This window comes from Streptomyces sp. NPDC060366 (assembly GCF_042725135.1).
In the GTDB taxonomy this organism is placed as follows: domain Bacteria; phylum Actinomycetota; class Actinomycetes; order Streptomycetales; family Streptomycetaceae; genus Streptomyces.
Map to the genome: position 1 here is coordinate 139,990 of NZ_JBHXDC010000005.1, position 12,353 is coordinate 152,342.

At 70.7% G+C, this 12,353-nt stretch carries 13 protein-coding genes and 2 pseudogenes; 5 read left to right on the forward strand and 10 right to left on the reverse strand.

The window, feature by feature from the left end:
• Positions 1–120: 120 nt before the first annotated feature.
• Entirely contained in the window at positions 121–1,578 is a 1,458-nt protein-coding gene (locus tag ACFWHU_RS15520) for an MFS transporter (RefSeq protein WP_385803254.1), read from the reverse strand.
• Between the two features lie 168 nt (positions 1,579–1,746).
• Here ACFWHU_RS15520 and ACFWHU_RS15525 point away from each other — a divergent pair, with 168 nt between their 5' ends.
• From ACFWHU_RS15525 to ACFWHU_RS15535, 3 genes are all read left to right on the forward strand, one after another.
• Positions 1,747–2,202, forward strand: a complete 456-nt coding sequence (locus ACFWHU_RS15525; RefSeq protein WP_387225228.1) for a MarR family winged helix-turn-helix transcriptional regulator — start codon at positions 1,747–1,749, stop codon at positions 2,200–2,202.
• A gap of 316 nt (positions 2,203–2,518) precedes the next feature.
• Positions 2,519–2,896 carry a DUF2255 family protein gene (locus ACFWHU_RS15530; RefSeq protein ID WP_385803258.1) on the forward strand — a complete coding sequence of 126 codons (378 nt, stop codon included), beginning with the start codon at positions 2,519–2,521 and terminating at the stop codon, positions 2,894–2,896.
• A 76-nt stretch (positions 2,897–2,972) separates the two neighbouring features.
• On the forward strand, positions 2,973–3,638 hold the full coding sequence (locus tag ACFWHU_RS15535) for an SDR family NAD(P)-dependent oxidoreductase (RefSeq protein WP_385803260.1): 666 nt from the start codon (positions 2,973–2,975) through the stop codon (positions 3,636–3,638).
• Between the two features lie 55 nt (positions 3,639–3,693).
• Here the strand turns inward: ACFWHU_RS15535 and ACFWHU_RS15540 are convergent, their stop codons facing one another.
• On the reverse strand, positions 3,694–4,374 hold the full coding sequence (locus ACFWHU_RS15540; RefSeq protein ID WP_385803262.1) for an SDR family oxidoreductase: 681 nt from the start codon (positions 4,372–4,374) through the stop codon (positions 3,694–3,696).
• A gap of 137 nt (positions 4,375–4,511) precedes the next feature.
• On the opposite strand from ACFWHU_RS15540, the gene ACFWHU_RS15545 reads away from it, so the two are divergent.
• Positions 4,512–5,150: a TetR family transcriptional regulator gene (locus ACFWHU_RS15545; protein WP_387225229.1), complete on the forward strand. Its 639-nt coding sequence runs from the start codon at positions 4,512–4,514 to the stop codon at positions 5,148–5,150.
• Between the two features lie 36 nt (positions 5,151–5,186).
• Here the strand turns inward: ACFWHU_RS15545 and ACFWHU_RS15550 are convergent, their stop codons facing one another.
• The 5 genes and pseudogenes from ACFWHU_RS15550 to ACFWHU_RS15570 form a co-directional block, all read right to left on the reverse strand.
• The gene (locus ACFWHU_RS15550) at positions 5,187–6,401 is read right to left on the reverse strand and encodes a hypothetical protein (RefSeq protein WP_387225230.1); all 1,215 of its coding nucleotides are present in this window, start codon (positions 6,399–6,401) and stop codon (positions 5,187–5,189) included.
• Positions 6,402–6,555: 154 nt separating this feature from the next.
• Positions 6,556–7,506: a dihydrodipicolinate synthase family protein gene (locus ACFWHU_RS15555; protein ID WP_387225231.1), complete on the reverse strand. Its 951-nt coding sequence runs from the start codon at positions 7,504–7,506 to the stop codon at positions 6,556–6,558.
• On the reverse strand, positions 7,506–7,751 hold the full coding sequence (locus tag ACFWHU_RS15560; RefSeq protein WP_387225399.1) for an FAD-dependent oxidoreductase: 246 nt from the start codon (positions 7,749–7,751) through the stop codon (positions 7,506–7,508). Before ACFWHU_RS15560 ends, ACFWHU_RS15555 begins: the two co-directional genes overlap by 1 nt.
• Positions 7,728–8,120, reverse strand: a pseudogene (locus ACFWHU_RS15565) (FAD-dependent oxidoreductase); the annotation flags it as partial. The gene ACFWHU_RS15560 and the pseudogene ACFWHU_RS15565, both read right to left, overlap by 24 nt.
• A pseudogene (locus tag ACFWHU_RS15570) lies at positions 8,117–8,863 on the reverse strand (hypothetical protein); the annotation flags it as partial. The pseudogenes ACFWHU_RS15565 and ACFWHU_RS15570, both read right to left, overlap by 4 nt.
• A 601-nt stretch (positions 8,864–9,464) precedes the next feature.
• On the opposite strand from ACFWHU_RS15570, the gene ACFWHU_RS15575 reads away from it, so the two are divergent.
• Positions 9,465–10,034 (forward strand): hypothetical protein, encoded by a 570-nt coding sequence (locus tag ACFWHU_RS15575; RefSeq protein ID WP_387225232.1) that lies wholly within the window; start codon positions 9,465–9,467, stop codon positions 10,032–10,034.
• Positions 10,035–10,106: 72 nt separating this feature from the next.
• On the opposite strand, the gene ACFWHU_RS15580 is transcribed toward ACFWHU_RS15575, so the two are convergent.
• From ACFWHU_RS15580 to ACFWHU_RS15590, 3 genes are all read right to left on the reverse strand, one after another.
• The gene (locus ACFWHU_RS15580) at positions 10,107–10,517 is read right to left on the reverse strand and encodes an RNHCP domain-containing protein (RefSeq protein ID WP_385803272.1); all 411 of its coding nucleotides are present in this window, start codon (positions 10,515–10,517) and stop codon (positions 10,107–10,109) included.
• A gap of 297 nt (positions 10,518–10,814) precedes the next feature.
• On the reverse strand, positions 10,815–11,492 hold the full coding sequence (locus ACFWHU_RS15585) for a pyridoxal 5'-phosphate synthase (protein ID WP_387225233.1): 678 nt from the start codon (positions 11,490–11,492) through the stop codon (positions 10,815–10,817).
• Between the two features lie 59 nt (positions 11,493–11,551).
• Positions 11,552–12,331, reverse strand: coding sequence for a class I SAM-dependent methyltransferase (locus ACFWHU_RS15590; protein ID WP_387225234.1), 780 nt, complete (start codon positions 12,329–12,331; stop codon positions 11,552–11,554).
• Positions 12,332–12,353 lie beyond the last annotated feature (22 nt).

Sequence of the window (12,353 nt, forward strand, 5' to 3'; positions counted from 1 at the left end):
TTCCGGCTCGATCCCGGCCGGACTCGCTGGACACACAAGAAAACCACAACACCGACCCACTCCCGACATGGACCCCGGGATTGCGCGCCGGGCCCAACTCGGCGCGCGGGCCCGGCGCGTTCACGCCTGGACCGTGGACTTCTCCGACTCGGTGACGAGGTGGGTCTTCTCCGTGGCCCCCGCGATGTTCCGTACCGCCGGGATGACGGCCGCGATCGCGGCGGAGACCAGCGCGACGGCACAGCCGATGACCAGGCCGGTGCGGAATCCGCTCTCGGAAGTGATGCTGAAGCCGCCGATGTCGGTCGTCATCTGCGAGAGGACCACACCGATCACCGCGGCGCCGACGGAGGTGCCGAGCGAGCGCATGAGGGCGTTGAAGCTGTTCGCGGCGGCGGTCTCGGACAGCGGTACGGAACTCATGATGAGCGCGGGCATCGAGCCGTAGGCAAGGCCCACACCGCTGTTGATCACCATGATGGCCAGCATGATTCCCCAGGCGGACCCCATCAGCGCGAGTGAGAGCCCGTAGCCCGCCGCGATGACCAGGACTCCGCTGAGGAGCGTGAGTTTCGGGCCGTACGCGTTGGTCAGCTTGCCGCCGAGCGGCGAGACGATCATCATCATCACGCCGCCGGGCGCCATCCACAGACCGGAGGCGAGTATCGACTGGCCCAGGCCGTAGCCGGTGGCCTCCGGGAACTGGAGCAGCTGCGGCATCACCAGCATGCTCGCGTACATCGCGAAGCCGACGAAGATCGAGGCGATGTTGGTCAGCAGGACCCGGGGACGGGCCGTGGTGCGCAGGTCGACCAGCGGGTCGGTCGTACGGAGTTCCCAGGCGCCCCAGCCGACCAGGAGCACGACGGCGGCGACGAACAGGCCGAGTGTGGTGCCCGAACCCCAGCCCCAGTCGGCGCCCTTGGAGATCGCGAGCAGCAGACTGACCAGACCGGCACCGAGGGTGAACGCGCCGATCCCGTCGAACCGCTGCCCCTTCGCGCCGGCCGGCACGGTCGGGATCAGGAACCAGATCAGCACGGCGATGACCGTGGCGAGTACGGCGGAGCCCCAGAAGAGAACGCGCCAGTTCGCGTACTGGGCGACCGCCGCGGCGATCGGCAGGCCGAGACCGCCACCGATTCCCATGGAGGCGCTGACCAGAGCGATGGACGAGCTGAGCTTCTCCGTGGGAACGACGTCACGCAGCAGGGCGATGCCCAGCGGCACCATGCCCATACCCATGCCCTGAAGGCCGCGCCCGATGATCATCGGGAGGACGGAGGACGACAGGGCGCACACCACGGAGCCCGCGATCAGCGGTACCGAGCAGACGAGAAGCATGCGGCGCTTGCCGAGCAGATCGCCCAGACGGCCCACGACCGGCACGCAGACGGCCGCCACCAGGAGCGTCGTCGTGATCACCCAAGTGGCGTTCGAGGCCGAGGTGTTGAGGATCTTGGGCAGATCGGCGAGCAGCGGGGTGACCAGTGTCTGCATGATCGCGGCCGTCGTGCCGGCGAGTGCCAGCGTGGCGACCACACCGCCCGAGCGGGACGTGGGCTGTGGGGCGTCCATGAAGAGGGACTCCTAGGGCTGTCTGATTCGGAAGAAGCGTGTGCATCATACATATCGCATGCATCAAGCACTTTACATGCATGCTGCATACTCATGAACGATGATGTCCGGGCCGTTCGGACGTGGTGCGACAATGGCCCGGCGAGAGAGGCAGGAGGCGACACAGGCATGGTCGGGGCCACGCACGAGGTCGAGTACGAGCAGATGCTGCTCAGCCGCCACACGTTCTTGAATCAGAGAGGCGGTCGCAACAAGGACGCCGTACTGGAGCGCAGCGCCTACATCCTGCTCAGCCGTATCCGGCTCCAGGGGCCGATGTCGATCGGCGAACTCAGCGACGCCTTCGGGCTCGACGCCTCCACCCTGAACCGGCAGACGGCCGCGGCGATGCGCGCGGGGCTCGTGGAGCGCATCCCGGACCCCGACGGTGGCATGGCCCGCAAATTCCGCATCACGGACGAGGGCGCGCGCGTACTCGACAAGGAGCGGGCGGGCATCGTGCGGTCGCTGGACCGGGTCATGGCGGACTGGCCGGAGGAGGACATCGCCGCGTTCGCCGCGTATCTGAAGCGCTTCAACACCGACATCGAACGGCTCGGCGGAAGGCCGTGGCCGCGCCTCTGAAGGTGCGTCCCGCCTGTGGAGGTGCGTCCCCGCCTCGCATCTCCGGAGGTGCCTCGCGCCCGTAGAGGTGCCTCGCGATTCCGGAGGCAGCCCCGCGCGCGTAGAGGCGCCTCTCCGTCATCCGGATGGAGCATTCGCGCCGGGACGGCGAACACCGGCTCCGATGCCTGGCCACGGCCCTGTCCACGGGCTCAGCCCGGTCCCGCGGGCCTCGCGGAACTCCCCCGGCTCGTTGCGGCGCGCGCGTCGGGTCATGGTGGCCAGTGTGGCGTCGAGCGAGTCGTCACTCCGAGACCGTCGCGAAGGAGACCGTGCCATGGCCACCTGGACGCAGGACGAACTGAACCGGATCGAACACGCCGACGAACTTGAGCTCGCGCCTCTGCGCCGCGACGACACTCAGGGCGAACCGACGACCGTCTGGGTGGTCCGCGACGGCGACGATCTGCTCGTGCGCGCCTTCCACGGCCGCGGTGGTACGTGGTTCCGCGCCGCCACCGCCCAGCACGCGGGGCATATCCGCTCCGGCGGCGTGGACAAGGACGTCACCTTCGTCGAGGAGACCGACTCGGCTCTCAACGACCGGCTGGACGCCGCGTACCACGGCAAGTACGGCCGCTACAGCGACACTTACGTGCGCCCGCTGGTGGCCGACACCGCCCGCGCCGCGACCCTCAGGCTCGTCCCTCGGTGACACCGCCGAATCGCGCCACCGCGTCGCCCCCCGACCCCGGCTCTCACGACCCCGGCTCTCACGACAAGGAACCCATATGACCACCATCGCCATCGTCGGAGCCGGCACAGGTCTGGGCGGCGCCGTGGCACGGCGCTTCGGGCGCGAAGGCTTCGACGTCGCCCTGCTGTCCCGTACCAAGGACCACGTCGACGCCCTCGCCGGCGACCTCGGCGGTGAGGGCGTGAACGCGCGCGGTTTCGCCGCCGACGTCACCGACCCGGCGTCCCTCTCCGCCGCCCTGGAGTCCGCCGCCTCCGCCCTCGGCCCCGTCGAGGTCCTCCAGTACAGCCCCATCCCGCACCAGGACTACATGAAGCCGGTCCTGGAGACCTCCCCGGCCGACATCGAGGGCCCGCTGGCGTTCTCCGTGGTCGGACCGATGACGGCCGTCGGCCAGGTGCTTCCCGGTATGCGCTCCCTCGGCCGCGGCACCCTGCTGTTCATCAACGGCGGCAGCGCCGTCCAGCCGCACCCCGACCGCGCCGGCACCTCGATCGCCTTCGCGGCCGAGAGCGCCTACGCCCGGATGCTGCACGACGTCCTCGCCGACGAGCACATCCACGCGGCGCAGCTCATCATCCCCGGCGCGATCACCGCCGGCGATCCCCGCAAGGACCCGTCCGTGCTCGCCGACACTCTCTGGGGCATGCATCGGGACCGCACGGAGTTCCGGCACTACGCCGAGCCCATGGACGCCTGACCTTTCGGTCGCCGCCGGCCCGGTCGCCGGCCCCCGTCACCGACCTGCCCAGAGGTCAGCCGGTCAGCACGCCCAACCCCTGCTTGACCTGGCGGGTCAGATCGTCGGCCAGGATCTCCGGAGCGCCCTTCTCCAGCCCTTCCAGGGCCTGGGCCGCGACGGAGGCCGGGTCGGTCTTCTGGGCCGGGTCGACGTACTCGGCCATGTCGGTGTCCATGTAGCCCACGTGCAGGGCGGACACCCGGATGCCGCGCGGTTCCAGCTCCTCGCGAATCGAGTCCGTCAGCGACCAGGCCGCCGCCTTGCCCGCGCTGTAGGCGCCGTAACCGGCCGGGTGGATCCACGACAGCACGGAGAGGATGTTCAGGATCGAGCCACCACCGTTGCCCTCGATGACGGGCGCGAAGGCGCGGGTCACCTGAAGCGTTCCGTAGAAGTGGGTGTCCATCTCCAGGCGGATCCGGTCGAGTTCGCCCGACACCAGCGGCGTGAGGGTGGAGATGCCGGCGTTGTTGACCAGGAGTGTGGCGTCGGGGGCGGCGGCCGCGGCGGCGCGGACCGACTCCGGGTCGGTGATGTCCAGACGCAGCGGTACGGCGCCGGGCAGGTCGACCGTCTCGGGGCGGCGGGCTCCCGCGTACACCTTGGCGCCGCGCTCCAGCAGTTGTTCGGCGATCCGTCGGCCCAGCCCTCGGTTGGCGCCGGTGACGACCGCTACCGCGTTGTTCAGTTCCATGATCCTCATCCCCTGTGTAGGAGGCGTACGACCTCTCGCCGGTCGCTGCCAGGATTTTAGATTACATCCATAATCTAAAAACGGAAGACCGGAGGCGTACGATAGATGTCATCGAACATTTATCCAGGGAGGTGGCCATGGGCCGCGTATCGAAGGAACAGGCGCGGGAGAACCGCCGTCGCATCGTCGACACCGCCTCCCGGCTCTTCCGTGAACAGGGCACCGACGGAGTCAGCGTCGCCGACCTGATGAAAGCGGCCGGTCTCACCCACGGCGGCTTCTACAAGCATTTCGACTCCAAGGAAGCCCTCGTGGACGAGGCCACCGCCTGCGCGTTCGACGGCGTCGACGAACAGCTCGCCGCCCGGCCGGCAGCCGACGACCGTGACGGAGGCGTAGGCGTAGGCGGAGGCGGTGACGGAGGCACCGACCCCGGCGTCGATCCGGAAGCCGCGCGCCGCGCCTTCATCGCCCACTACCTCTCCCCCGAGCACCGCGACGACATGGCGGGCGGCTGTCCCACCGCGGGTCTGGCCGTCGACATGGCGCGCGGCGCCGCCGGCAGTGCGGCGCGGCACACCTACGTCGAAGGGGTCCGGGCGTTCGCGCAGCGGATGGCCACGGACGACGACAACGATGACGGTGACGGTGACGGTGACGACGGCCTGGTACGCCTCAGCACGATGGTCGGGGCGCTGATCCTGGCCCGCGCGGTCAGCGGCGATCCGCTCTCCGACGCGCTCCTCGCGGCGGCACGGGCCGAGGTGTCGACGTGAAGGAGTCCCCGGACGGACGGGGCCCAAGGCCCGGTGTCAGGTTCGCGGCCCCAGCAGTCTGACGGCGTCGGCGACCACCGTTCCGTCCGCGTCGTTGCTGAGCTCGACCGACGTCCCGAGACCGGCCCGCAGCCGGTAGATGCCGAGCGAGACCCATGAACCGCCCCGTGGCTCGGTTGCTCCCGGCAGTCGCTGGTCGATCCGGACGGTGTCGGTGCCGTGCGCGTGGACCACGGTGTACGGGGCGTTGCCCGCGCGGTTGGCGCCCGGTGCGTAGGACGCCTGGATCTCGTACTCGCCGTCCTGCGGCACCGCCGGGCGCCAGCGCACCACCCGCTCGCCCGAACCGGCGGGCGCCGCACGGTAGTTGCCGGACCAGTGGCCGGGGTCCGCGGCCGCCGTCGGCCAACTGCCCATGACGACCGCGAAACCCAGCCGGTCGTTGTCCACGACCACTTCCCGGTGTACGTCGGCGGAGCCCGGCGCCTCGACCAGGCTGAGCGAGTCGAGGCCGAGCAGCGTGCCCCCGCCCCTGCCGGTGCCCGTCACCGCGCACCGCATCGTGTGCCGTCCGGCGCGCAGCCGGGCGGTGCCGATACGGGCCAGGTCGTAGCCGTCCGCCGACTGCGCCGTGGTGTCGATGACGAAGGCGGGCAGCCTGGAGCCCTTCACCGTGACCGTGGCCAGCGCGCCGGCCACCGAACGGTGGTAGCGCAGCAGCATCTCGTAGTCGCCGGTTCGGGGCACCTTGAAGCTGAACTCGGCCGCGCCGCCCGCCTGTTCCGGGGTGAGCACGATCCGCTCGCCACGACGCGCGAGCGGATCGGCGACGGTGTCCACCGTGGCGCCCGTGACCCTGCGGTCCGTGTCCGCGAGCGCGACCACGGTCTCGACGTGGCGGGGGCCACGCCGCAGGCTGTCGCGGCCGCGGGTGAGCCAGTCGAGCGAGAAGCGGGCGACGTTGACCCGGCGCGGAGCGCTCGGCAGGTCGCCGTCGCAGCCGTAGAGAAGCACGATGGTGCCGTCGGACTGCCGGGCGAGGTCGGAGTAGAAGGAGCGGCGTTGGTTGATGACCCGCGAGTACCGGTACGAGATGCCCTCGTCGTAACTGACCGACACCGTCATATTGGTCCTCACCGGTGAATCGGGGCGGCTGAACAGCACCCGGTCGGTGTCGCGCCCCTCGTGGGCGCCGGAGGCGCGGGGGCGACCGGGACCGCCGGCGGTGTACTTCGGTCCGGAGTCGGACATGGTGGGCCACCCCTTTCGGGCGGTACGCGGGGGACGGAACCGGCGCGGGCGAACTCTCGGGCTTGCGACCGTGCGGGCTTCGTGCGGGCGTGCAGGCGTGCAGATCAGACACGTACGCGGTCGGGCGCCCTGCGGATCGGGGCGCGCGTACGGATCAGGCGCGTATGAGATGCGCGTCCAGCGGTGCCAGCAGGGCGAACAGCGCGTGGCGCTCCGCCTCGGAGCAGGGTGTGAAGGGCGCGGCGACATGCAGCGGGCACAGTCCGCGTTCGGCCAGGACGGCCTTGACCGCCGGCACACCGGGTCGCACCGTGTGCAGCACCAGCACCTCGTCGATCAGCAGTTGGGCGCGCCGCGCGTCGTCGTCCCGTCCGTCGCGATGCGCCCGGAACAGCTCGACGGCCAGCGAAGGCGCCAGATTGGCCACTCCGGGGACCACTCCGTCGGCGCCGAGCCGCAGTGCGTCGAGTGCCTGGCTTTCGGCGCCCTGGCTGACGCCGAAGTCGTCGCGCCGGCGGGCCGCCGCGAGTGCGTGGCGGAACAGCGCGAGGTCGCCCGAGCTGTCCTTGATGCCCACGAGGTGTGCCAGGTCGGCGAGTTCGTCGAGCAGGGCGGGTGTCAGCGGATTGCTGTAGCGAGGGGCGTTGTAGGCGACGACCGGGACGCCGAACCCGGCCGTGGCGGTGTAGTGGGTGACGATCTCGTCGTGCCTGTGGTGGTAGTAGAGGGGCGGGCTGAGCACCAGGGCGTCGGGCGCGGCGGGCAGGACCGCCTCCGCCCGCGCCAGTGCCTCGGCGGTGCCGGGTGCCGTGACATTGACCAACACCGGTCCTGCATCGGTCAGTTCACGCCAGCGCCCGGCCACCTCGATCGCGAAGTCCGCCAGCCGCGCCGTGGGCAGCAGCGGGCCCTCGCCGTTGCTGCCGAACAGCATGAGACCGTGCGCCCCGGCCGCCGCGAGGCCAACGAGCAGGGCGTCGGCGGCCGGGGCCGACGGTCGTCCGGGCCGGTCCATGGGGGTGACCAGCGGGACCATGACCCCTGACAGCAACTTGCGGCCGTCGGCCTGCCCCTCCCCCTCGGCGAAAGTGTTCTGAGGGCTCATCAGTACCCCTTGACCTCGGGCCGGGCCAGTTCGACCCCGGCGCGCGTGAGTTCGTCCTGGAAGTCGCTCAGCCGCTGACCGTCCTCGTACACCTGCCCGTCTTCGAGGTGGTTGTCGAGGCAGTACGCCGCGAGCGAGCCGGCCGCCTCGCCGATGTTCCAGTCGACGGGGTGCAGCCGGTAACAGCCATTGGTGATGTGGGTAGTGCCAATGTTCTTGCAGATCCGCAGCCGGCCGGCCGCCACGTACGGCGCGACCATGGCACCGAGTACGGCGGCGGCGACCCTGGGCTCGTGGCACAGCGCGCTCACCCGCCCCTCGCCCGGATTGAGATACCGGCGCCTCCTCGCCTCCTCCGTCAGCGGGTACCACCTCCGGTAGTGGTCGCGGATCGCCTCGCACAGCGCGCGGTAGGTGCGGGTGGCGCCGAACTGCTCCATCCAGGCGTGCTCGTCGGGCGGTACGCCCTGGCTGGTGAGCCGGCCGCCGATCCAGTCGGTCTCCTCGGTGAGCAGGACCGTGCGCCCCCGGTCGAGGGCGGCGAGCGCGGCGGCCACGCCGCCGAGGCCCCCGACCACGAGGATGTCCGTGGATGCCGCCGTCTCCGCGCTCATATGCCGGTCCCCTCCCGTATCTCACCTGTACTGCCCGTGCCGCCCGTGTCTCCCGTATCCGTGCCGCCGTCCCTCCTCTCGCGCGCCCCGTCCCCGGCCCGTCGTCCGTCGGGGCCGACGGCGAAGCGCCGGGGGGCGCCCCGTACGTCCAACGTCACCGGCGGGCCGCCGCCCGGTGGTGTGACCAGCAGGTCGCCGGTGCCCTCGGCGGTTCCGGTGACGACTTCGTCGGTCAGCCGGTAGCCCCGCACGACGACACCCGGCGCCATGTCCAGCAGAACGCGCCCGTCCAGGCCGACGGTGAGCCGGCCGGTCGCCCGTACGTCGAGGCGGCCGTCGCCGAGCGGCAGGTCGCACAGGTCGACGGGCTCGCCGGGGTGGGCGAACCGCCAGCCGTCGGGCCGCGCGTCGGCCAGTTCGCCGAAGGCGAGATACGCGAGGAGACCGCCCCATGCCATCAGTCCGTCCGAGCGCTTCTGCAGAGCCGTCAGATTCTCCCCGTCGAAGGCCGGATAGTTCTCCCTGACGTGGCCGTGCTCCCGCCATTCGTCGAGAAACAGCCTCAACAGCGCACTCACCACCGGCCCGCTCAGCTCGGTCAGCTCGTAGCGCCGCAGACCTTGTACGGCGAGGTACGCCATCGGCGCCCAGATCCGGCCGCGCCAGTACGTCGCCGCGAAACCGGGGTCGTTCCTGGCGACGCTGGGCAGCGGCCGTACGCCGCGCGCGTAATCCCGGTCGACGGCGGAGGCGGCGAGCCCGGCGGCTGCTGCTCCTCACCTTCGTCCATCAGCCCCGTCGAAGGGCTGGAGCGGCTCCGTCTGGCGAGGTCCGAACCGCTGCTGTGGCTGAGCAACCTCTGCTCCGCGCGCTGGTGCCACCGGCGCACCCGGTCCGTTGAGCGGGCCCGTCCGCGCGGGTGGACGAAGGAACAGCATCGGGGCGCCCGAGATCGGAGTCGGCGACGGAGACATGGATGCTGGGCCGCTGCACCACAGTCCGGCCGGAGCCGGACCGCCGGGATTCGAACCCGGGTCCCCTTTTTGAGAGAAAGAAGTATCCGTCGCCTGCGCACCGGGCGCTCCGATGCCGATGTTCCCCCGAGATCAAGACGGCGTGCGGCGTGATTTCACCCTGAGAAGTAGCCGCGGCCCACGCACCGGGAGATGCTGTCTGTGAAATTCTGCGGTCCGGATCCGAACTTCGAATACTGAGGCGAATCCACCTCTAGTCGCCCGGACTTGGAAGACGGTAGCCGACAACTGCCGGTCGCATCATCCGTATTCCCTCGCACGTCTTTCCCCCACGTTCACCCGCACGATTTCCGCACGGATCGAGAGGCACGTGCCGCACACATCCCCGCTTCTGCTGGCCCTGGCGGGCGGCGCGGGCTCCGGGAAATCGACGCTCGCCGCCGCGCTGGCGGCGGCACGTCCCGCGACAGCGGTCGTACACCTCGACGCCTGCTTCCACCTCGACACCGCGCGCGCCCCGTGCGTGCCCGTCTTCGACGGGGAGGGTATGACCGTCGACTTCGGTGACCCCGCCGCGATCGACCGCGCACGCGTGGAGGAGGCGATCGGCGCGGCGATCGGAATGGGCCGACTCGTCGTCGTGGAAGGCACGTTCGCCCTGACGCTCCCCTACGTTCGCGACCGGGCCCGGTGGACGGCGTACCTGGACGTGCCCGCCGACATCCGGCTGGCGAGGAAGACGCTGCGCAGGCTGCGCGCGAGCGAGGATCCCGGCCCCGGGCTCCTGGGTTACCTCGCCCACGGCCGTGCCGCGCACGAGCGTCACGTCGAGCCGACGGCTCGGCACGCGCGACTGCTGCTGGACGGCACCGCACCCGTCCCCCAACTCGTCGGTGAACTGGGGAGGTTCCTCGACTCCCACGACGAGAGCGCCGCATAGAGGGGGCGAGAGCGCGGAACGCGCCGGACGGGCTGGGGATCAGCCCGTCCGGCGCGTTCGACCGCGCTACAGCTACAGCCCGTTCAACCGTTCGAAGGGGAACGGTGGTTGGGCCAGTGGGCGCACGGCCAGCCGGGTCAGCGGCAGGGCGTTGTCGTCGCCCGCCGTGCGGTTGGCGTGGATCACTCCGCAGTGCGTGCAGCGGTGGACGAGGACCCACTCGCCGTCGCCGCGCACGGAAATGGCGAGCGGTTCCATCCGGGCACCGCAGTCCGCCTGCCGGTCGCCGGGGGTGTCATCGAGATGACGGCTCCACAGGCAGTTCGGACAGTGGTTGCGGTGATCGGTACCGGGCGCGCTCATGGGGACGTCGAGCCCGCACTGGAGGCACCGGAAGGACTCGGCGCGCGCTTCCGTACGCGCCCGCCGTGAGGTGTTGCGGGATCCGGATCTCTTGGTGCGGGAGATGTTGTCGCGGGGCATGCTGTGCAGGACTCCTCGGGTGACGCGGGGAAGGACAACCGGGTCGCTTGTCCGTCTCGCGTCGAGGGAGTTCGCCTCGCTGAGTGACTGTTCGAAAATCAGCGTCGAGATGAACCAACCTCGATCACGAGATCGGTTCCAACCGGGTCGTACCCATCCGGTGCACACCGCCTTTGTCGTCTGCCGCCATGTCCTCGGCCATGAAAACCGGCCGCGCGGCGCGGAGCAACCGAATATCCGGCACCCGCACCGGCAGAGGCGCGACGGGGCCGGCCCGGCGGGCAAGGGGCACGCGCCTTACGGCCACAGCAGATGTTTCCGCCAGCCCGGCCCCGATTCCGACTCGGTGCGTTCGTAGCGCAGCCGCGTGTGACTGCGCCCTTTGTCGCCCTGCCAGAACTCCACGTCCGTGGGCACCAGCGTGTACAGGCGCCACTCGTCCGCGACCAAGTCAGGCTCCCTGTCGAGGCGTTCGAGGGACGCGGCCATCGCGAGGTCGCGTTCCTCCAGGTCACCCAGGTGCCGGCTCTGCCGGCCCAGCAGTGCCTCGGCGCGGGCGCCGGGGGAACGGGCCAGGAAGTCGGCCGCCGAGCGTTCGGCGGACTCCGGTGTCACCGCTCCCCGTACCCGGATCTGGCGCCCCTGGAGCGGCCAGTAGAAGGTGAGTGCCGCGCTCGGCCGCGCCGCCACTTGCCGTCCCTTGGGACTGGCCCCGTGGACGGCGAACTGCCAGCCCGACCGGTCGACGTTCTTAAGGATCAGCACCCGGGCCTGGGGGTCACCGGCCTCGTCCACCGTCGACAGCGTCATGGCGTGCGGTTCCCTCACCCCGGCGGCGAGCGCCTCGGAGAGCCACGCGGTGAACAGGCCGACCGGCTCGGACGGTGTCGCCTCTGGATCGAAATCGGGCAGCGCGCCGGCGAACACCTCCAGCCCCCGCAGCAGTTCCCGGATGCTCCGCCCGTCCTCGTTCAAAATCACTCCCATGTTCGCGTTGGCGTTGATGCCGGTGTGGGCGACGACGGCGACGACCGCTAGGACGGGATCGCGCGGATGAGGACCAACGACCCCAGCAGGCTGGGTTGTTGGCGGAGCGAGCCGTGGCGCCGGTCCCAGGCGCCCGATTCAAGATCGCGCCGGAGCGCCTCGGCGTACCGCTCGCGCTCCTCCGCCTCGACGAAGCTCCAGGCCGAACACGCCTGCCGGGCCCGGGGGTCGAGCAGTCGCTCGGGGCGCGCGTAGTACGCCTCGTTGAATCCGTCCGTGCAGTCCGCCGGGATCGGCACCGGCCGGACCGACACCTGACCGTCCAGTGTCCGGGCGATGGTCTCGATCGACGGATAGCGCCGGGCCTCGGTGTCCAGGACCGCCGGCGCGTACTCGTACAGCCAGAACTCCCGTACCAGATCCGGGTCGCAGGTCAGCACCACCACCGGCCCGCGCGCCACGCGGCGCATCTCACGGAGCCCGGCCTCGAAGTCGCTCCACTGGTGGATGCTGAACGTGGCCATCGCCGCGTCGAAGGTGTCGTCCCCGAACGGCAGGTCCTCCGCCACCGCGTCGACGGCGGCCGGACGATGCGCCGGCCGCTGCGCCCGCATGGACGCCGACGGCTCGACCGCGGTCACCTCCAGGTCGGCCGCCTCGTACGAACCGGCCCCCGCGCCGACGTTGACGACCGTCCGCGAGAGCCCGAGCGCCTCGTTGATCCGTGCGGCGATCCGCTCGTCGGGGCGCCGGTGGTCCGAGTACCCACCGCCGATGGCACCGTAGTCCGCGTCCCCCGCGCTGCCGTCCACTCCCCTTTTGTTCACATCGGGAACATATCAAAGGGAT